Source organism: Dactylosporangium maewongense (genome assembly GCF_039531485.1).
GTDB lineage: Bacteria > Actinomycetota > Actinomycetes > Mycobacteriales > Micromonosporaceae > Dactylosporangium > Dactylosporangium maewongense.
Map to the genome: position 1 here is coordinate 11,221 of NZ_BAAAQD010000055.1, position 22,085 is coordinate 33,305.

At 67.6% G+C, this 22,085-nt stretch carries 9 protein-coding genes; 6 read left to right on the top strand and 3 right to left on the bottom strand.

Features of this window, described 5'->3' with window-relative positions:
• The first annotated feature begins 97 nt into the window (after positions 1 to 97).
• Genes pglW through ABD332_RS57955 form a run of 6 tightly spaced genes read left to right on the top strand, consistent with a single transcriptional unit; the run spans position 98 to position 17,573 of the window.
• Positions 98 to 4,252, top strand: a complete 4,155-nt coding sequence (gene pglW, locus ABD332_RS57930) for a BREX system serine/threonine kinase PglW (protein ID WP_344515377.1) — start codon at positions 98 to 100, stop codon at positions 4,250 to 4,252.
• On the top strand, positions 4,249 to 7,752 hold the full coding sequence (gene pglX, locus ABD332_RS57935; protein ID WP_344515379.1) for a BREX-2 system adenine-specific DNA-methyltransferase PglX: 3,504 nt from the start codon (positions 4,249 to 4,251) through the stop codon (positions 7,750 to 7,752). Before pglW ends, pglX begins: the two co-directional genes overlap by 4 nt.
• Positions 7,749 to 11,489 (top strand): BREX-2 system ATPase PglY family protein, encoded by a 3,741-nt coding sequence (locus ABD332_RS57940; RefSeq protein ID WP_344515381.1) that lies wholly within the window; start codon positions 7,749 to 7,751, stop codon positions 11,487 to 11,489. Before pglX ends, ABD332_RS57940 begins: the two co-directional genes overlap by 4 nt.
• Entirely contained in the window at positions 11,486 to 14,143 is a 2,658-nt protein-coding gene (gene pglZ, locus ABD332_RS57945; RefSeq protein WP_344515383.1) for a BREX-2 system phosphatase PglZ, read from the top strand. Before ABD332_RS57940 ends, pglZ begins: the two co-directional genes overlap by 4 nt.
• Entirely contained in the window at positions 14,140 to 15,477 is a 1,338-nt protein-coding gene (brxD, locus tag ABD332_RS57950) for a BREX system ATP-binding protein BrxD (RefSeq protein WP_344515385.1), read from the top strand. Before pglZ ends, brxD begins: the two co-directional genes overlap by 4 nt.
• Positions 15,474 to 17,573 (top strand): DEAD/DEAH box helicase, encoded by a 2,100-nt coding sequence (locus ABD332_RS57955; RefSeq protein ID WP_344515387.1) that lies wholly within the window; start codon positions 15,474 to 15,476, stop codon positions 17,571 to 17,573. Before brxD ends, ABD332_RS57955 begins: the two co-directional genes overlap by 4 nt.
• Here ABD332_RS57955 and ABD332_RS57960 read toward each other — a convergent pair.
• From ABD332_RS57960 to ABD332_RS57970, 3 genes are all read right to left on the bottom strand, one after another.
• Complete coding sequence (locus ABD332_RS57960) at positions 17,560 to 18,660, bottom strand: hypothetical protein (RefSeq protein WP_344515389.1); 1,101 nt, start codon at positions 18,658 to 18,660, stop codon at positions 17,560 to 17,562. The genes ABD332_RS57955 and ABD332_RS57960 overlap by 14 nt on opposite strands.
• A gap of 466 nt (positions 18,661 to 19,126) precedes the next feature.
• Entirely contained in the window at positions 19,127 to 19,537 is a 411-nt protein-coding gene (locus ABD332_RS57965; protein ID WP_344515391.1) for a ParB N-terminal domain-containing protein, read from the bottom strand.
• A gap of 1,169 nt (positions 19,538 to 20,706) precedes the next feature.
• Positions 20,707 to 21,927, bottom strand: coding sequence for a tyrosine-type recombinase/integrase (locus tag ABD332_RS57970; protein WP_344515393.1), 1,221 nt, complete (start codon positions 21,925 to 21,927; stop codon positions 20,707 to 20,709).
• Positions 21,928 to 22,085: the final 158 nt, after the last annotated feature.

Here is a 22,085-nt window from a genome sequence, read left to right on the forward strand (position 1 = left end):
GTACGAGCGGAGTACTCCGCTCTGGGCGTTCCTTCGGAAGTCTGTACTGTAAAGATCGCTGTTTGCGACGATTTTTACTACGGTGCGGCACTGAGGGGTGATCACGATCCGGCCAGATTCGCCACGTTGGCGGGAGATCAACGCCAGTGATTGGCCGCATGAGCGTGAGGGTCTGCAGCAGATTCAGTCGCTGCTTCCGGACGGCGATCCTTACCACGCGTGGGCCAATGTCGAGTTCCAGGGCACGGACGGTTCGGTCAACGAGGTTGACCTGCTGGTCCTGTTGCCGCAGGGACTGTACGTGCTGGAGCTCAAGCACTGGCAGGGCGAGATCGGTGGGGACGGCTTTCAGTGGCGGCGGACCATGCCGAACGGCCACGTCCGCATCGTCGACAATCCGGTGATCCTGGCGAACCGCAAGGCGCGCAGGTTGCGCTCGCTCCTTGAGCAGTACGCCAGCAGGGTCCCGGGCCGGCGCGCCCGGGTGCCATACGTCGACGCCGCCGTGTTCCTGCACGCAACCAACGTGCGGTCGACACTGGATCCGATCGGCCGGCAGCGGGTCTACGGCCCCCACCGGTCGGCTGCCGCCGGCCTCGAGGACGTCGAACGACTGCTGATGCACCGGCCGGCCAGCGGCGGGATCGACCGCACGACGGCACGGGACATCGTGGCGTTGATCGAAGCGTGTGGCCTGCGTCCGTCGGTGTCCAAGCGGATGGTGGGCCAGCTGCTACTGGCGCCGCGCCCGTTCGCGGAGGGTGTGGGCTGGCAGGACTTCCTTGCCGGACACCAGCAGACCGACCTGGTGCGCCGAGTGCGGTTCTACCTGACCGGGCGCGCCGACGCCGACCAGGACATGATTCGGCGCGCGGCGGAGCGGGAGTTCCGGCTGCTGCAGGGCATCCGTCACGACGGCATCGTGCAGGCGCATGATCTTGTCGAGCACGCGCACGGGCCGGCTGTGATCTTCGATCACAGCGAGGAGTGGGTACGCCTCGATCAGTGGCTCGCCGAGCACGACGCCGAACTGACCATCGACAAGCGCCTGGACCTGGTCCGCGAGCTGGCCGACACGATGCGGTACGCCCACTCCCGCCACCTGGTCCACCGCAACCTCAACCCGCGATCGATCTTCGTGCGCAAGCCGACATCGTCGCGGCCCGGTCTGGTGATCATCGACTGGCAAACCGGCGGCCGTGTCCCCGGCACCACCACGACGTCACAAGGCGCAGTCGTGGGCACGCAACACGTCGAGCAGCTCGTCGATGAGCAGTCACGCGTCTACCAGGCACCGGAGGTCACCAACCCTGAGGCACCCGGCGTGCTGCTGGATGTCTTCGCGCTCGGCGCGGTCGCGTACCACATCCTGACCGGCCGTCCGCCAGCCCCAAGTGTCGCAGAGCGTAAGGCGGTGCTGGATCTCCTCGGCGGACTGGACATCACCGCATCGTTCGATGCCGCGCCGAGCAGCCTGGTGAACCTCGTGTTCGACGCCACCTGCGCCATCGTGCCGAGCCGTACCAAGACGGTTGCGCTGTTCCTGGCTGGTCTCGACCAGGTCGAGGAGGACCTGACTGCCCCGGATCCGGTGCCACAGATCAATCCGCTCCAGGCCCGCAGCGGCGATGTCCTCGAAGGTGGGCTGACCGTCGTCGACCGGCTCGGTGCCGGCGCGACGTCGATCGCGTTCCTGGTCCGCGACGAACACGGCGCCGAGGTCGTGTTGAAGGTCGCCCGCGACCCTGAGAAGAACCAGCGTCTTCTCGACGAGGCGGCCGTCCTCGACCGTGTGCCGCACTGGCAGATCATCCGCTTGATTAGGGGACCGATCGAGGTCGGCGGCCAGATCGGGCTGCTCCTGGACTACGCCGGTCCGAAGACTCTCGCCGACCAGCTCGCCTCAGGCGGCCGGCTCAACCTTGAGCAGCTCGAACGGTACGGCAAGGACCTCCTCGACGTGATCCGGGCGTTGGACGCCGAAGGGATCACGCACCGGGACATCAAGCCGGCCAACCTGGCGGCGCGCCCCAGGTCCAAGGACGGCGAGCTGCACCTCTGCGTCTTCGACTTCTCGCTGGCCGCCGCACCCGCCGACCAGCTGACCGCGGGGACCCCGCCCTATCTCGACCCGTTCCTCGGGCCGCCGCGCCGCGCACGCTACGACGCAGCCGCGGAGCGCTTCGCGATCGGTGTCACGCTGTACGAGATGGCCACAGGCACCCTCCCTCGCTGGGGTGATGGCGTGACCTATCCGGCGCACCTGACCGACGAGGTCTCCCTCCCGCCGGAGCTGTTCGACCCGTCAGTTGCCGAAGGCATGGTCGCCTTTTTCGCCAAAGCGCTCGCGCGGGATGCCCGCCAGCGGTTCGACACTTTCGAGGACATGGCCGACGCCTGGCGCCGGGTCTTCGTCGCGCTGCCCGCCCCGGGTACCGATCATGGCACCGTCATCGACGGCGGCCCGGCAGCGCTCGGACTGGACACGCCGCTGGAACGGGTAGGACTCACCCCCAAGGCCCGGTCGGCCTTGGAACGCATCGGTGTGCACACCGTCGCCGACCTGGTCCATCAGGACCAGATGGCGTTGTCCCGGTTGGCCGGTGTCTCCCAGGCGACGAAGACCGAGATCCGTCGCCGCGCCAAGGAACTCCGCACGGTGTTCTCTGGGTCGCAGACTGAAACCAGCGAGCCGACGGCTGACCCTGGTCTGTTGCCAGTGGCGGGTGTCGAGACGCTGATCGAACTGCTGGCGACGCCACCGTCGTCGCGGCGCCGGTCGGCCGACACGACCGTCGTCCCGCTGCTGCTCGGCACGGCGGTGCCGCCCGGTGGCAACGAGCCGCTGCGCTGGCCGTCGCAGGTCGATCTGGCCCGCCACTGTGGAGTCACCTCGCAGCGGGTCAGCCAGATCATGGAACGGCTGACCGACCGCTGGCTGGATGTCACCGCGCTCGACCAGGTCCGCAACGAGATCGTCGCCCTGCTCGACAGCAACGGTGGCGTGATGTCCGTCGACGAACTGGGCGACGAACTGATCGCCGCGCACGGCTCGTTCAGCCCCGAACCGAAACGCACCACGCAGGCGATCGGGCTGGTCCGGGCCGCGGTTGAAACGGAACTGGCCCGCGGCGGCGACGCACGGCTGGACCAGCTCCGCATCGGCTCGACCGTTCTCATCGGGCGCGAGCCTGACGACCCGGACTCCGAGCACACCGCCGAGGAGTTCCTGCAGTACGCCTCACGGCTCGGCAAGATCGCACAGCGGCTGGCGGCCACCCCGTCACTGCCCACCCGCACCCGGGTCCTCGAGCGGCTCCGCGAGCTCCCTCCCCCGGCAGGCCTGCCGCAGATGTCTGACAGCCGGTTGCTGTCGCTCGCCGCCGCAGCCGGGGCGGTGGCCGTCAACGCGCAGGAACAGCTCTACCCGATCGGCCTCGCGGCCGAGACCGCGCTCCGGCTGGCCGCGGCAAGTCTCGCGGTCCCGCCCGGCCGGTCGCTGTCCATCGAAGAGGTCCGCAAACGGGTTCGGGCCCGGTTCCCACGCGCCGCCGAGCTTCCCGGCCGGCCCGCCCTCGACCGGCTGCTCGCCGCCAACGGTGTCGCCCTGGAATGGCGCCACGACCGGTACACCACACCGACCAGCCCGGGCAGCGACCTGTTCGCCAGCAGGACCCGCGCCACCACCGGCCCGCTGCTGCCCGCCGGACCGGACGCCGCCGCCGAGGCCGACGCCCGACTCGCCGCCGTCCTCGACCGGGACGGCTTCCTGGCAGTGCTTGTGAAGCCGTCCGCCCTCGACGGGGCGCGCCGGGCGCTGCTGGAACGGTTCGGGCTCACCGAGCTGAACGTCACCGCGGTCCTGGTCGAGACACTGCGGTCATTGGGCGTCCCGTGGAAGCTCATTCTCGAATCCGACGCCCGGGAACCAGCCCACCCGGACCGCCGCAACCTTGAGAGCGCCGTCCGGGCCGAGGTGGTACCGCGCCTCCAGTCGTCGCTCGCGACCGGCCACGCAGTGCTGCTGACCGAGGCAGCGCCGCTTGCCCGGTACGGCTGCATGGACGTCATCGCCACGCTGGCGGACAACGGCGTGCCCCGGCCGGCGGCTCGGTTGCTGCTCGTGCCGGCGCCGGGCAGCAAACAGGTTCTCGACGACCAGCCCATCCCAGTCACCTCCGGCAGCCAACTGACCTGGCTCCCGGACGTATGGTGGCAGCCCGTCCCGGCAACCGGAAAGGCCAACGCGTGACCCAGCTCGCCGCCTTACAACGCCAGCTCAAATCCGTCGCGGCCGACCTGCGTGACCAGTCCGAGGCGGTCCCGGCGCTGAAAAGTTGGCTGGAGATCCAATATAAGGAGGCGTACGGCAGGCGTACCGGCGCCACCTACGAGGCGTGGCGCGAGGAACAGCTCGACCAGGCCGCGGTCGCCTGGGTGCTCGGCACCGTGTTCGTCCGCTTCTGCGAGGACAACGACCTCATCGACCGGCCCTTCATCGCCGGCCCCGGCCAACGCACCGACGAGGCCGTCGAGGCTGGCACCGAGTACTTCCTGGAGCACCCCACCGACAATGACCGGCATTGGCTCCGGCAGGCGTTTACGCACCTCGCCTCGCTGCGCGCCACCGCTGCACTCTTTGACGAACACAACCCGATCTGGCGCTGGGACCTCTCCGCCGACGCCGCCACCGACCTGCTCGACTTCTGGCGACGCGGCGCCGGGGTGCACGACTACACCGACCCGGACTTGAGCACCCGATTCCTCGGTGACCTCTACGAAAAGCTGTCGCTGGACGCGCGCAAACGCTACGCGCTGCTGCAGACGCCGGAGTTCGTCGAGGAGTTCATCCTCAGGCTGACCCTGGACGAGTCCATCAAGGACTACGGGCTGGAGGACACCTCTCTCATCGACCCGACCTGCGGCTCCGGTCACTTCCTGCTCGGCGCGTTCCACCGCCTGCTGCCGCTGTGGGAACACCGTCACCCGGACCTCAACCGCCGTGAACGAGCGCAAAAGGTCCTCGACCAGATCACCGGCGTGGACATCAACCCCTTCGCCGTCGCGATCGCCCGCTTCCGACTGCTCGTCGAAGCCCTGCGGTACTGCGACGAAAAGAGCCTTGCCGAATCACCGGGCTTCTCGATGCGGCTCGCCGTGGGCGACTCCTTGCTGCGCTGGGACGATGCGGGCTCCTCCCACCAAGGCGACATGCTGCACCTGCTGGAAACCGGCGAGGCGTATGCCTATTACACCGAGGACGCTCCGGCTCTCAAGAAGCTTCTGAAGCCGGCGCAGTACACCGTCGCGGTCGGCAACCCGCCCTACATCACCGTCAAAGACAAGTACCTCAACGACCTGTACCGCGACATGTACGACGCGTGCGCAGGCAAATACGCGCTTTCGGTGCCGTTCGCGGAGCGCTTCTTCCAACTCGTTCGGGGAAACGACGCTTCAGGGCGAGCCGGAATCGTGGGGCAGATCACTTCGAACTCCTTTATGAAACGCGAGTTCGGCAAGAAGCTCATCACCGAATTCTTCGCAACAAAGATCGAGCTGAGTCACATTATCGACACCTCCGGTGCTTACATTCCAGGTCACGGTACCCCAACGGTTATCTTGGTCGGTCGTCGTCGCCGCTCGAAGATACCGACAGTGCGGGCGGTACTCGGCCTGCAGGGTGAGCCAGGTGTACCGAGCATCCCGGCCGAGGGTCTCGTATGGTCGGCAATTGTCGATAATTTTGAAAGCCCGGGTACATCCAACGAATTCGTCACGGTCGTGGATGCCGCTCGGGGAATGTTCAACGCGTTTCCGTGGAGCCTCGCTGGAGGTGGGGCTAGCGATGTCAAGGCGAAGATCGAAGACAGCGGCAGTCGCGTCTTGCTTGACACGATAGATGGCACACCGGGGTTCGCAAGTTTTCCAGGGCTTGATGAAGGATTTCTGATGCCCGACGACAAAGCGCGCCGTCTCGGCCTCAGATATCCCGTAGGTCGCCCCGTCATTACGGGCGATATCGTTCGCGATTACGCGGCTTGGAGCACCGAAACAGCTTTGACGCCGTACGACTCGAAGCAAGAGTTCTTAGAACTCGAACCTGATCTGGCTTGGGGCCGGCACCTTTGGCCACTCCGGTCGACAGCCGAGGGCGTTATTGGGTTTGGCCAAATGACTCGCCGTGAATCTGGCGAACGCTGGTGGACCTGGTACCGATGGGTGGCCGAGCGATATCGGACTCCACTGTCGATTACATGGGGTGAAGTGTCGACACATAACCACTTCGTACTGGATCGGGGTGGAAAGGTGTTCAAGCAGACGGCGCCGGTGATCAAGCTGCCAGCCTCGGCCACCGAGGACGACCACTTGGCGTTGCTTGGGCTACTGAACTCGTCAACTGCGTGCTTCTGGCTCAAGCAGGTCAGCCACGACAAGGGCATACGTGGCGAAGGTGGCGGGTTTACCAGCACCGACTGGGAGCGGTTCTTTCAGTTCAATGCAACCAAATTGAAGAGCTTTCCCGTTCCGCCCTCTACGCCGTTGGAGCGGGCCCGATCGATAGACATGTTGTCGCGAGAATTGGCCGCTGTCCGGCCTTCCGCTGTCTGTGTTGACGCCGTCCCGACTCGTCAGGCGCTGGATGCCGCGCACGTGGAGCACGACCGCATCCGTGGGCGGATGGTCGCGTTGCAGGAGGAGTTGGACTGGGAGGCTTACCGTTTGTACGGTCTTCTCGACGAGGATCTGACCGTGCCGGAGGCTGCGTTGCCAGAGCTTCAACTTGGGCACCGGGCGTTCGAGATTCTCATGGCGCGTGAAATCGGTGAAAGCGATCCGATCCCGGAGTGGTTCGTCCGGCACCGGTCGCAGCCCACGCCCGTGGTGCCGGAGGACTGGCCTCAGGCGTACAAAGACATGGTCTTGAAGCGGATCGCGGTGATCGAGTCGCGTGCGGATCTTGCGCTGATCGAGCGTCCGGAGTGCAAGCGCCGGTGGTCGTCAACGCCATGGGAAGTGCAGGAGCATCAAGCGCTGCGCGATTGGCTGCTGGACCGGCTTGAGGCCGAGGCGCTCTGGCGGGGACCCGATGCAGGCCGGGCATTGCCGGTGGGTGTCCTCGCTGACCGGGTCGGGATTGATCCAGATTTCCGGTCAGTGTTGGCGCTGTTCTGCGGCCGGGACGACTACGACCTGGCCGCCGAGCTGACGAAGCTGGTCGCGGACGAGACGGTGCCGTTCCTTGCCGCGTACCGCTACAAGCCGTCGGGTCTGGCCAAGCGTAAGCAGTGGGAGGACGTCTGGGAGCTGCAGCGTAAGGAGGACGGGGGCGAGCGACTGTCGTCGCCGATCCCGGTGCCGCCGAAGTATGCCCAGGCCGATTTTGCCCGGACGTCCTACTGGCGCAACCGGGGAAAACTGGACGTGCCGAAGGAGCGGTTCGTGGTGTACCCGAACGCCGGCCGGGATGCGTTGCCGGTGTTGGGTTGGGCCGGTTGGGATCATCTGGAGCAGGCACAGGCGCTGGCGAACCTCTACATGGAGCGCAAGCAGTACGACGGGTGGACGAAGCAGCAGTTGCTGCCGCTGTTGGCCGGTGTGGCGGAGTTCGAGCCGTGGTTGCACCAGTGGCACTCTGGGCCGCTGCCGGGCTATCCGGGGAGCCCTGCGGAGTTTTACACGGCATTCGTCGATGCGGAGCTGGCGTCGTGGGAGGCCGACCGGGCTGAGATCGCGTTGGGGGTGTTGGTGTGACGCTGTTGCGTGACGTTATCAAGATCCCGGAGCGGGTGACCGACTCCGACTTCGTCATGCGGCTGTCCGAGGGTGTGAGCCACGCCCAGGAGACGCTGCGGGAGTATGTGGTCACCGACAACCTGCGCGACGACTTCGTCAGCGCATTGGGGCTGGTTGGTCAGGCGGTGGAGACCGGACGGTCGCAGGCGGCGTTCCTGCACGGGTCGTTCGGCGCGGGCAAGAGCCATTTCATGGTGGTGCTGCACGAGTTGCTGCGGGGCAACCCGGATGCGCGTGCGATCGCGGAGTTGGCGGGTCCGGTTGCAGACGCGGACCGGTGGCTCAAGGGCCGTAAGGTGCTGCCCCTGACGTTCCATCTGCTCGGCGCGCGGTCGCTGGAGGAGGCGGTGTTCAGCGGATACCGTCGGCAGATCGCCGAGCTCGAGCCCGGTGCACCACCACCGGCGGTACACCGGTCGGACACGTTGCTGGTGAACGCAACCGAATACCGGGCCGATGTGGGTGATGAGCGGTTCTTCGCGCGGTTGAACGGCGCGTCCGGTGGCGGGTCGGCCGGGTGGGGTAACTACCGCGGTGGTTGGGACGCTGCCCGCTACGCGGCGGCGGCGGTGCAGCCGCCGGGCACGCCGGATCGTGACCGACTGGTCTCGGATCTGACCGCGACGGTGTTCACCGGCGCCGTCCACAGCGGCGAGTACCTGGACATCGACGAGGGCCTCGCGGTGGTGACGCAGCACGCGAAGTCGCTCGGCTACGACGTAATCGTGCTGTTCCTGGACGAGTTGATCCTCTGGTTGTCGCAGCACCTGTCGAACCTGGAGTTCGTCAACCAGGAGGGCGGCAAGCTCGCGAAGTTCGTGGAGTCGGCGGACAAGCACCGCGCGGTGCCGCTCGTGTCGTTCGTGGCGCGGCAGCGGGATCTGGTCGAGTTCCTCGGCCCGCACGTGCCGGGCGCGGAGCGGCAGGCGTTCTCCGATGTGTTCCGGCACGGTCGTGGACGGTTCGCGGAGATCACGCTGCCGGACCGGAACTTGCCGCTGATCGCCGAGCGGCGATTGCTGCGGCCGATCGGGGACGGCAAGCGGATCATCGACGAGGCGTTCGCGGCGGTACAGCGGCGCCGGGACGTGTGGGACACCCTCGTGGCCGGCAACCAGTACGGCGACGCCGGCGTCGGGTCGGACGCGGCGGTGTTCCGGCGGCTGTACCCATTCAGCCCGGCGCTGGTGGCGACGTTGGTGTCGCTGTCGCAGGCGTTGCAGCGGGAACGGACCGCGTTGAAGGTAATGGCGCGGTTGCTGGTCGCGGGGCGGGACCGGTTGCGGGTCAACGACGTCATCGGGGTCGCGGAGCTGTTCGACGAGCTGGTCGCGAAGGGTGAGCTGCCGGACAACCCGCAGTTGAAGAAGCACTTCGAGACGGCCCGGACTCTGTACCGGCGGTTGCGTCCGCTGGTGTTGACCTACAACAAACAGACCGAGGCGACGGTAGGCGCGCTACCGGCCAGTCATCAGGTCCATGCCGATGACAAGCTCGTGAAGACGCTGCTGCTGGCCGCGTTGGTGCCGGACGTACCGGCGTTGACGAACCTGACAGCGGCTCGACTGAACGCGCTCAACTACGGCAGCATGGTCAGCCCGATCATCGGATCGGAGCCGCCGATGGTGCTGCAGCGCCTGCGTGAGCTGGCCGTGCACATTCCGGAGATCCAGATCGGTGAGGGCACCGATCCGGTGATCCGCCTCGAGTTGTCCGAAGTGGACTACACGGTCCTGATCGAGCGGGTCCCGACGACGGAAGACACGCCGGGTGCTCGGCGGCGGCTGATCCGGGAGTTGGTCTGCGCCGAGCTGGGGATCACCGCACCGGACGGGATGTTCGCCGCGCAGCAGCAGCCGCGGGAGTGGCGCGGTCGGCGTCATCACGTCGACGTGGTGTTCGCCAACGTGCGCGACCCCAACGAGCTGCCCGAGGCCGAGGCCGCCGCGGTCGGCGGTCGGTGGCGGATCGTCGTGGACTATCCGTTCGACGACGAGATCCACACTCGGCGCAGCGACTCGGCCCGGATCCGGTCGATCGGTGGTCACCTCGACAGTCAGACACTGTTCTGGTTGCCGTATTTCCTGACCGACGACCGGTTGGGCCTGGTCGGCACGCTGGTCAAGCTGAACTACCTGCTCGCCGGTGGTGGCGACGACCGGCTGTACACGCTCGCGTCGGACTTCTCCCCGGCGGAGCGGGCACAGGCGAAGGCGATGCTGGAACAGCAGTTGCGCGCGACCCGGGTCCGCGTCGTGGACTGCCTCAAGCAGGCCTACGGTGTGATCCGGGCGCAGCCGGCGGATGTAGTCGACGACCCGGATCCGGTACTGCAGACCATCGCGCGGGGCTTCACCCCGGCGAAGCCGATCGGCGGGACGCTGCGAGCAGCGTTCGACCATCTGACCGGACAGATGCTCGCATGGGTGTACCCGGGAACCCCGAACCTCCCCGAGGATGAGGCACTCGTCCCCATCGTGCTGCTGCGCAAGATTTTGGAGTACGTGCAGCGGGCGGTCGCCGACCCGGCTCGCCGGGTCACGATCGAACAGGCCGATCGGCGCAGCGTGCGCCGGGTCGTCAACCCGCTGCGGCTCGGGGAATGCACCGACGAGGGCATCTACACGGTGAACCCGACGTACCTGTGGTGGAGCGCCCACTTCCTGAAGGAGGCCAAGGCCGCCGAGGGGGCCAGTGACCGGTTCCCGGTGACCCTGCTGCGGCGGCTGACCGACTCGCCGCAGCCACGCGGTCTGGACCGGATGGTGCAGCACCTGCTGATCGCGGTGTTCGCGCTCGACCAGGACCTGTCCTGGTACCGCGACGACACGAAAATCCAGTCGCCGGCGCTAGACAACATCACCGACGACATGGAACTACGGATCGACCGGCGCCCCGACGACACGAAGTGGAAGGCCGCCCTGGCGACCGTCAACGGGTTGACGCCGCTGCGGCCCGCGAGCAGGCTCTCCGCCGCGAACCTCGCCCGGTTCGGCGCCACGGTCCGCGAGTACGCCCGCCAGGCGGCGCCCGACGTCCGAGAGTTGGTCAAGGGTCTGGAGTCGCACGCCGATCAGCTGGGCATCGACCGGACCACCCCAGTTAGCAGGCTGGCCACCGCGAAGCGGGTCGCCGCGCTGCTCGACGAGATTGTCAACGAACACGACGATGTGGTGCTCGTCGAGGTACTGGCCAATCCGAACCTGGGCGACGTCGATGCGATCACGGCCAGCAAGTATCTGGTTGAGGGGAAGACGCAGACCGACGAATTGGCCCGTACGTCGTGGCATCTGCTGAGCACCGTGGCAGGCCTGCAGGACGCTCGGGCGGAGGAGGCACGCGTCCTGCTGGACAAGCTGGCCGACTCGGCCAGGCGGGAGCAGCTGCATGCCGATCTTGCCGAAGCGCTGCGGACCGCGGTGCGGGAGGCGACCGATCTGCTGGCACAGATGCTCCCACCGCCCCCACCGCTTCCGCCGGTCGTGACACCGCCTGTCGTCACACCTCCAGCGGTAGATCCGCCGGTGGTAGATCCGCCGGTGGTAGATCCGCCGGTGGTGCCGCCACTGGTGCGTACCGGCGGCGAGGCCGACGTCTCCGACGACGCGTCCTTCGACAAAGCAGTCGCCTCGCTGCGACGGTTCCGTGACGAGCATCCGGGTCGGCGGATCCGGCTGGAATGGTCGGTCGAGTGACCAGCGCCGCAGCTGCGATCGCCGCGCCGGTGGCCACCGAGGCGCAAGTGCGGGCCATGGTGGTCGACTGGCTGCGCAGCGGGCGACGCGAACCGGTCCTCGCGCTATTCGCTCGTCCGCAGTGGACCGGTGAGCCGATGCTGCGGATCAGTGACACCGTGGTGCGGATCATGCCGGCCCGCTCGTCGTTGGCGGTCCGCGCAGCGCTGGTGGAGCTGGCACCCGGCGAGCGGCTGGTAGTGCTCACCGACCGAGACGATGACGACCTCGGGGCCGGGGTGCTCGCCCATTGCTCCAACCAGACGGTGCTCAACATCGACCCGTGGGAGATCGTGCGGGCCCATTTCGAGGCCGCCGCGCTCGACCCGGCGCTGGTGCGGCAGCGCCGGCACCTGGCCGAAGCGCTGCTGGAGTACGCGCCGGCCGGTGGCTGGCCGCCGGTGCGCGGTGGCGTGGTCACCCGCGACGGTGCCATGCGGCTGCTGTCGGCCCGCCTGCTCGGGATCGGCCCGGACGACCTCGACGCCACCGGTGTGGTGCAGTGGACGCTCCGCGGCAGCGACGTGGTGCGGTACACGGCGGTCGACGCGCGGCTCCGGACAATCGTGGCCGGCTGGTTGGCGGAGACCGCGGGGCCGACCGCGCGGTGGACGCTCGCCGCAGTCGACGCCGGGCACGGCACCGACGCGATCCCGCTCGGACTGATCGCCGGTCTGCTGTGGGACGGCCGGGCTCCAACCGCGGCGGTGGCCGCCGCGCGGGTCCGATTCGAGCAGTACCTCGGCGGTGCCACACCACGCGAGCACGAGGCGGCGGAGTGGAACCGGACCGTGCTTGCCTGGGTCGTGCGCGCCCTCGGCGGTGAGGACAAGCACGAGGTACAACGCATCCTCGGCCGTACCGAGGACCTAGTCCGCCAGCTGCAGGCGGCGAGCCTGGTCGGCCGCTCCGACCTGCTGCCTGGCGGCCTCGACGCCCGGCTCAAGACCTTCGCCGAGGACGTACGGGCAGCGCTGCGCCGGATGAGTACATCAGCGCTGGAAGCGGCCGAGGCTGCGCTGCGGATGGTCGCCCAGCACCGGCTCGCCGCGGTCGGCGACCAGCATCTGACCGCGTTAATGGCGATGCGGGCGCTACGATGGCTGGCCACGCCCGACGAGCCACCGGCGACTCTCGCCGACGCGGTGGACCGGCAGGTCACCACCGACGGTTGGCTCGACCGGGCCAGGCTACGGCTCTGGGTCGGGGTCAGTGACCCGGCGCTCGCCGCTGTGTACCGTGAGCTGCACGCCGCCGTCGACGCTCGCCGCACCCGCCATGACGAGCAGTTCGCGGCGCTGCTCGCGGCGACCACCCGCGCGGACAGCCCAGCCGGCGGCATGTACTTCGTCGAAGACGTGGTGCGCCGGGTGGTGAAACCCCTCGTCGACGCGGACCGGCCGGTGTTTCTGCTCGTCGTGGACGGAATGGGGGTGGCAGCCAGCACCGAACTTGTCGAGTCCGCCATGGTCGCCGACTGGTGGGAACTCACCGCGGCTGGCGGCCGCCGGGCCGGTGTCGTCGCGGCGCTGCCAACGGTGACCGAGGTCAGCCGCACCAGTCTGTTCACCGGTGAACTGCGCCGAGGAGGACAGGCCGAGGAGCGGGCCGGGCTACGGCAGCAACTGGGGTCGGACGCGGTGCTGTTCCACAAGGCTGACCTGCTCTCCGGAGCAGGGCAGAGCCTCGCCTCACCAGTGGTCGCCGCACTGCGGGACCGATCGATCCGGACGGTCGCCGCAGTGGTGAACACCATCGACGACGCGTTGGACCGCAGCGACCCGGCGGCCACCGCGTGGACCCTCGACGCCGTACGCATGGTGCGGCACCTGCTCGACGCCGCCAGGGGGCGGGTCGTCGTCATGCTCTCCGACCACGGACACGTGGTAGACCGGGGCCCGGACGGTGAACTGCGCGGCGGTACCGGTGTGCTGTCCGCCCGATGGCGGCCCACCGCCGACGGGCCGCCAGCCGGAGACGGCGAGATCCGCGTCGCGGGACGGCGAGTTGTCCTCGCCGACGGCGACGTGATCCTGCCGTGGCGGGAGACGGTGCGCTACAGCGCGCGCAAGGCCGGCTATCACGGCGGCGCCAGCGCCGCCGAGGTGGTAATCCCGCTGACGATCCTGACCGCCGCCGGCGAACCCGCGCCAGCCGGATGGTCCGCGGCTCCCGTCGCGTCCCCGGCATGGTGGCGAGGACCGGTCAGCGCGACGAGCGTCGTGACACCGGCCGAGGAAGCGACCCTGTTCGACATCACACCTGCAGCGCCGCACGCGGAGACGATCGGTGCCGCGCCCACGTTCGTCGCAGCGCTGCTGGCCAGTACCCGGTACAAACGCAACCGCGCCTTGCGGTTGGCCGGTCGTCCGGTGCTGCCCGACGAGCGGGTGTCCGCGTTGCTGACCGCGCTGCACGAGGCCGGGGGGCGGTTGCCGCTGGAGACCCTCGCCGCCCGCGCGGACGTACCGGCGCAGCGCATCGCAAATGTGGTGACCGTCCTGCGACGCGTCCTGGCCGTCGAGGGCTACCAGGCGGTGGAGGTCGACGGCCAGATCGTCACGCTCGACGAGAAGATGCTGCGCGACCAGTTCGAGCTCGGGACGTCGGCGTGAGCGTGGACGTCAGCGAGCGGCGGCGGCGCGAGGTCATCGACGCGCTGCGCCGTGGCACCGTCCCCCGCAACGGCCTGGACCTGCTGGCGGTCGGGCTCGGCCGGTTCGAAGCGGCGATCGACGCCGAACTCGAGGTCGCCGCCAACGGCGGAGCAGTCTTCAAGGCGGTGCGGGGCGAGTACGGCGCCGGCAAGACCTTCTTCACCCGCTGGCTGGCCGAGCGGGCCAAGCACCGCGGTCTGGCCGTCGCGGAGGTGCAGATCTCGGAGACCGAGACGCCGCTGCACCGGCTGGAAACCGTCTACCGCCGCGTCTGCGACAACCTCGCCACCGCCGAGTTCCCCCCGTCGGCGCTGCGCCCGGTGCTCGACGCCTGGATCTATGCTCTCGAAGAGGACGTTCTCGCCACCAGCGACATCGCCGAAACCGACACCGACGCGCTCAGCGCCGGTGTCGATCAGCTGCTCGACCGGCGGCTCGGTGATATCGCCCGCAACGCACCTGCCTTCGCATCCGCGTTGCGCGGCTACCGCACGGCCACCGGCGCCGGGGACCAGGCTACCGCTGAAGGGCTGGCGGCCTGGCTCGGAGGGCAGCCCAACGTCGCATCAGTCGTCCGCCGCGCCGCCGGGTTGAAGGGCGAACTGGACCACTTCGGCGCGCTGGCGTTCCTGCAGGGGCTGCTGACCGTCCTGCGCGGCTGTGGACATCCCGGCCTGCTAATCGTCCTCGACGAGGTGGAGACCCTGCAACGGATGCGCTCCGACGTCCGGGACAAGGCGCTCAACGCGTTGCGGCAGCTCATCGACGAGGTCGACGGCGGCCGGTTCCCCGGCCTCTACCTCGTCATCACCGGTACCCCGGCGTTCTTCGACGGTGTGCAGGGCGCGCAGCGCCTGCCACCATTGGCGCAGCGGCTGGCCACCGACTTCACCGCGGACATCCGGTTCGACAACCCGCGGGCAATACAACTGCGGCTGCCCGGCTTCACCACCGACGGGCTGCGTGAACTCGGCGGGCGCGTCCGGGACCTGTTCGCGAGCGGCCTTCCCGACCGCGACCGGGTCGCCGCCACCGTCGATGACGCCTACGTCGCGTTGCTCGCCGACACCGTGACCGGCCAGCTCGGCGGCAAGGTCGGAGTGGCACCCCGCGTGTACCTGAAGAAACTGGTCGCCGACGTCCTCGACCGCGTCGAACAGTTCCCCGACTTCGACCCCCGCCGCCACTACCCCGTCACCCTCACCGCCGCCGAACTCACCGACGTCGAACGCAACGCCGCCGGCCTGGCCATCGAAAGCGTTGACGACATCGACCTGCATCTGCCGTTATGACCGGCGTTGACCGCCTCCACCCGGGCCTGGTCCATCACATCGTCAACACTCTCGGCTGGGCGGACCTACGGCCGCTGCAGGCCGCAGCCATCGAACCGATCCTCGGCGGTCACGACGCGCTGCTCCTGGCACCCACCGCCGGTGGCAAGACCGAAGCCGCCGTCTTCCCCGCTCTCAGCGCGATGGCGGACCGTGACTGGTCCGGCATCTCCGTGCTGTACCTGTGCCCGCTCCGGGCGCTGCTGAACAACCTGCACCCTCGCATCGCCGGCTACGCGAGCTGGATCGGCCGCACCGCCGGACTCTGGCACGGCGACACTGGTGCCACCCAACGCCGACGCCTTCGCATCGCCCGGCCGGACCTGCTGCTCACCACGCCCGAGTCCCTCGAAGCGATGCTCGTATCGACCCTCACTGACCCACGGCAGCTCTTCGCCGATCTGCGTCTGGTCATCGTGGACGAGGTCCACGCCTTCGCCGGCGACGACCGCGGCTGGCACCTTCTCGCCGTCCTGGAACGCCTCTCGCGGTTGGCCGGCCGACGTCTCCAGCGCATCGGGCTCTCCGCCACCGTCGGCAACCCGGACCAGCTCCTGCACTGGCTGCAAGGCGCCAACGTCGGGCACCGCACCGGTACCGTCGTCGCACCCGACACACCGGCCGGCCCCGTACCCCAGGTGGACGTGACCCTCGACTACGTCGGCAGCGTGGACAACGCCGCGACCGTCATCGCCGCCCTGCACCGCGGGGAGAAACGCCTCGCATTCTGCGACAGCCGCAGCCAGGTCGAACAGCTCGCGTTCGCGTTACGCGGCAGAGGCGTCCAGACGTTCGTCTCGCACTCCTCCCTCGCCGCCGACGAACGCCGGCAGGCCGAGGAAGCGTTCGCCGAGGCCCGCGACTGCGTCATCGTCGCCACCTCGACCCTCGAACTCGGCGTCGACGTCGGCGACCTCGACCGCGTGATCCAGCTTGACGCCCCCCGCACGGTGGCGTCGTTTCTGCAACGCCTCGGCCGGACCGGCCGCCGGCCTGACACCGCACGCAACACCCTGTTCCTCGCTACCAAGCAGGACACACTGCTGAAAGCGGCTGGCCTGCTGACACTGTGGCGTGACGGATACGTCGAACCGGTCACACCGCCCCCGACGCCACGGCACATCGTCGCGCAGCAACTCCTGGCGCTGTGCCTGCAGGAGGGCCGCATCGGCGCCGACATCTGGCCCGCCTGGTACGGCGACCTCTCCCTTTTCGACGACACCACCCCCCGCATCGTGGACTGGCTCGTCGCGACCGGCCACCTCGACCTTGACAACGGCATGCTCGCCATCGGACCCGAGACCGAACGCCGCTACGGCCGCCGCCACTTCATGGAACTGCTCACCGTCTTCGCAGCCGCACCCGAGTTCACCGTCCTGCACGGCCGGCAACAGATCGGCAGCACCGACGCGCTCGCCCTCACTATCAAGGTCGACGGGCCACGCGTCATCGTCCTCGGTGGCCGGACCTGGAAAGTCACCCACGTCGACTGGAAGCGCCAACGCTGCTACGTCGAAGGTACCGACCTACCCGGCCGGAGCCTGTGGCACGGCTTCCTGCCACCCCAGTCCTATGAGCTCGCCCAGGCTCAACGTCGCGTCCTGCTCGGAACTCAGCCCGATATCAACCACTCCCACCGCGCCGAGCAGACCCTCGCGACGTTGCGTGAGGACCGCGCATCCCAGGTCTGGGACGGCGGGACGGTCGTCCAGGTCGTCGACGACGAGCATCGCTGGTGGACCTGGGCCGGTCGACGCGCCAACGCCACTCTCGCCGCCTCGCTGCCGAAAGCCGCGGTCGACGGCGCCCGCCTCGACGATCACATGATCCGGCTCCGAGGCGACCTCACCGCACCCGCGCTTCGGCAGCTCATCGATACCGTCGACACCCACGGGCTGCCTGCACCGGAGATCGACGGCGAAGCGGTCACCGGGCTCAAGTTCGGCGAAGTACTCCCGGCCGATCTCGCCACCACAACACTCGCCGAACGGGCAGCCGACGGGCCTGCCGCGCACACCGTGCTTGCCTCACCGTTCCGGTGGGTCACGTCGCTGTAGGCCGGTCGGGGGTGTTCAGTTCGGCTGGCCGGTACTCCAGCTGGTAGACCGTGACGTGGCCGTTGTGTACGCGGTACATGACGATCGTCGCCAGCAAACTTTCTTTGATGACCAGCACCCTCTTGCGCGTGCTCTCGCTCTGTCCGATCCACTCCTCGACCCGATCGGGCACCGTGAACGACAACCGGTACGCATCCGGGTTCTCCCTCGCGAACACCTCCCACTGCGTCACGTGGGCGTCCACCCGCTGCCGGCGAAGCCCCACCGCATGTCGCTGCCGATGCCGAGCAAAGGTGAGGAAATGCTTCATCGTGTATGGAGGCTGCGCCGCCAGCGTCAGCACGAACGGCGCAGGTGGAAAGCCGAGCAGCAACTCCTGACCATCGGCCGCTTGGAGCCCCATGTGCATGGCCGTCGCGATCCGCGCCAAGCTGCGCTCGATGCGCTCCGACCACCAGCCCGGAACATTGATCGACGTCAGGGCTGGCCCGGTGGTTTCCAGCTGCCTCCTGATCGCCTCGCGAATTTTTGCCTGCGGGATCGACGCCTTCGGGTGCTGAGCCTTCAGCGACTGCTCCAGCTCGAACACCTCTGCCGCGGCCTGACCCACCGCAGACCTCAGCCAGTCGAAAGCATCTCCGGACAGGTCCACCAGCGAGATCTGGTGCGCGATCGCGTACTCCTGCGCCGGCGCCGAGAACCCTGAGGTCGAAAACAGGGTGTAGACATACCGGTAACGCCGCCGAGGCCGCCGACCGGGCTCCAGCTGGATGTAGTTCTCGTTGACGTCGCTCACAACGCCAAGCGCGTTGCGCACCGCTTCGATCCCGGTCGTGCCATCTCGGAACTTGGCTTCCACGAACAACCGGATCGGCAGCGAGAACGGCGGAACATACACGAACTCGCCGAGCGTGTCCGCCTGATGGTTCGCTCCCCGGCCCTTGACGAGCAACCCGTTACCGGCCGACGTCAACGCACCGTCCGGATCGTCGGCAACGTTCGTCAGCAGTCGGTATCCACTCGCCCGAACCAGCCAAGCGAGGGCCTCCTCCAGAAGGTAGCCGCGGAGGGCAGGCAAGGAACTCATCGACGTACGATAGCGCCCCGTTCCAACAGCAGCCGGCAATGCACGCACTCTTTGTTGAACAACACCCCGCTCCCACCGGGGACGTAGTTACCGGTGATGGCTGTCGTCGCACCTCGCGCGTCGGCGAGTCCGCAAGCTCTTCCGGCCGCAGTTAGAGTGCGGTGACGGCCGCTACATGGGCGCGCCTCGGCGCCTTCCAGCCGCCGGTCGGCCCAGACTCGCGCTGGCGCACCAAGCCGCCCGGTGGAGAACGCCGCTCCGGGCCTCTCGTGTCAAACGAGAATGCCGGAGCCTGAAGCAGTCGACGCACGCAAGATCATCTCCCACATTTCTCCCAAGCGGGGGACACGCCTCTCGCCCAACGCGACTGCCCACTTCGACCGGACGGTCGCAGGTCGCCCAAGTCGCATTCCGAATGGAACCCGGTCGGTGGCGCTGCTATCCGATGCTCCAGCATCAGGCTGGTTTAGCCGTCGGAGTCGAGATCTGGTGACGGGCCACCGCAGCACTCAATGTGCCCAACCCACGCCCGCATGCCTTCGACTCGCTCGAGATATGCCGCGTTGAAGCGATGGCGCCCATCGAGAAGGAAGTAGGTCCCGTCTTTCGCTGCCGGCGCGTGTATGAGCACGAGCGGTGACAGGAGGGCATTGCGCCGAACCGCGAGGCGGAGCATCTTGACTTTGGCGTGTCCATCGTGATCGTCCGGATCATCAATAAGCTGCGACTGGGTAATCTCGTTGACGGGAACAGTTTCAAGCCGCCAGCACTGAAGAAACGCACTACTGCTAAAGATCGACTCAAGATTACTGAGTACGTCTCCATAATCCTTGCAAGGCTCTAACGCATTCAACTCAGCTAACGACCACATCGACATGCGAGCATGGTACCAAGCATCAATCAGATACGTTTGGTGCCAGACTCGCGCCCAATATGTCGCACATTGCTGCTGTGTTGACCTGACGGCTCATCCGCTGGAGTTCGCTTGCATCAAACACGTCCAGCCCCGTTACCCCCCAGACCCCCAAGTCCGACAGTGCGGTCGGATTGGCCCGGTACCGCCTCCCGACAACGGCATTAAGTCGCGTTGAGTGTCACTCGGGTGATCGGTTGCCGTTCGTTGCTGTTGTGGAACCTAAAGATTTGCACGGCAGTCAACGGTACTGGACCGAGAATGCCTGCCGTTGTTCAAACTGCTTTTGACGACACCGTCGACTTTAATCCGACAACCGGAGGTGCTATCGGTATCGTTCGTGCGGACACGTAAGAAGACAACGGTGCCGGATCCTTGGAGAGTAGCTCTTTTCTGCCAGGGAGACGCAACCCCAAACTCCCTGGCTAGCGACTCTTCCTGCTTTCCATATGAAACATCGAGTGGGCCCGCCCCATACGCCTCATATTCGACATCGTGCACAGGATCGGAGAAGACAGCGAAGCCAGTCCAGGTGCAAACGACTAGCGCGATCGCGATGGGCAGCACCCACCCAATAGTCCTCCATACCGTGTCGGCGCGATCCTTCGCAACTGCTGCAATGAGGCGCGAAATGAGCCATAGCACTATTATGCAAACGAGCCCACAGATCCACAGCCCTCCTATGATCTGCACATTTTCGAAAGGATCGCCAATCGCCACGGCTGCCATGACGGCGGAGTGTACCGCCGTCCAGCCACCACAGGAGGTCGACGACGAGCTCGGCAAGGACCGGCACGAGCGAGCGAATCTGGTTCCATCATGCGGCGCGATAGCGGCCCGTCGCCCTCCCGAGCCCTCCGTACACACGTCGGCCACCCTCGGAGAGCGGGCCGGTGGCGTGAAGGCACCGGTCGCGGTCGGCGCCCCCGCGTTGTGGCGAGAGTTGAACCCCCGCACCACCTCGATGCGAACGAGGATAGGTTGCTCGCTGATGCCAACATGAATGGCCAATTCCTCAGTCCACGCCGGCAGATCGAGAGGCTGCGACAGTTCCTGCTGCTCCTGGTGCGTGACCCGCCGTCCAGTCGGCCGTGGCCGCCGCAAACGACACGGCGGCCACGGTCTTCGGACGCTTACGCCGCGCGACGGATACGGCGGCGGGCGGCAGCCAGGCTCCGCGTGGGGTGCGAAGTCGCGCTGGCCTGGCGGTTCTCAGCGGGTGGTTCGGTAGAGCCGAAGATTGCTATCTCCATCAGTTCCGCGGCCTTGCGCGCGCTCAGATCGAGCACGTGCGTATAGACCTCGTCGGTCGTGCGCCCGCTGGCGTGACCAAGCCGGCCCTGCATGATGTGCTGCGGCACGCCGGCATCGGCGCCGGCCGTCGCTGAGGTGTGTCGAGCGTCGTGCAGGGCGATCACCGGCACGCCGGCGGCGACACAAGCCCGCTCCCACTGCTGGGTCAGGTACCGCGGGTAGTACGGCTGGCCATCCTCCCGGCAGAACACGTAGCGGCCATCCTCGTACAGCTCGTCCGCGGCTTCCTTCTCCGCGTCCTGACGCACCAGGTGATCACGCAGCACGGCCACCGCGGCGGGCCCGATGGCCACGGAGCGCTTGCTTTTGCCCTTGGGCGCCTTCTCGATGGCGCCGTTGCGGGAGGTGGTGGTGCGCTGCCAGTACACCTGCACGACACCGTCGTCCAGGTCCACGCGGTCCCACTTGAGCCCGAGCAGTTCACCGCGGCGCAGTCCCCCGACGATTGCGAGGACCCACGCCGCGTACAACCGGTGCTCGGTGTGGTAGGCCAGGAACCGGCCGGCCTGCTCGGCGGTCCACACACCCTTGCGACCGGCGGTCTCCCGCTGCTCCCGACGCGGCTTACGGACTCCCTCGATCTCGATGTGCAGATCCGACAGGGCCTTCATTAGCACCCGGTGCACGTTGCCCACCGTCGTGCGCGACAGCGGACCGCCGCGCTTGCTGCCCCGCGTGAGCAGCGTCTTGTAGAGGTCGTGGATGGCGCGCTTGTCGAGCGTGTACACCTGCCGGCTGCCCAGGTGGGGCACGATGTAGCACCGTACGATGTCGCGGTAGTTGCCGAGCGTCGTTTCCTGCACGTCCAACTCCCGCTCGCCGAGCCACTGTTCCAGCTCCGCGGCGAAGCTGCCATCGGCGGCCAAGTCGGCGCGGGCGTACGTCTTACGGGCTTCGGTCTCCGCCGCCAGGGCGTCCTCCTGACGGAGGAAGCCCTTCCGGTTCATCTGGCGGCGCTTGCCGTCAGATGCCGGGGGCAGGTCGATGGTGAACTGCCAGCGCGTCTGGCCACGGGACAGCTGGTAGCTAAAGATAGCCACGGGTCGATCTCCTCCGCTAACGGGGTGAGAACTCGACCGACTGTGCGCGATCTCCGTTAGCGGAACCGTTAGCGGAAACCAGGCAAGATCTTGAATCTTGCCTGGTCAGCCCTGGTCGGGACGGCGGGATTCGAACCCACGACCCCTTGACCCCCAGG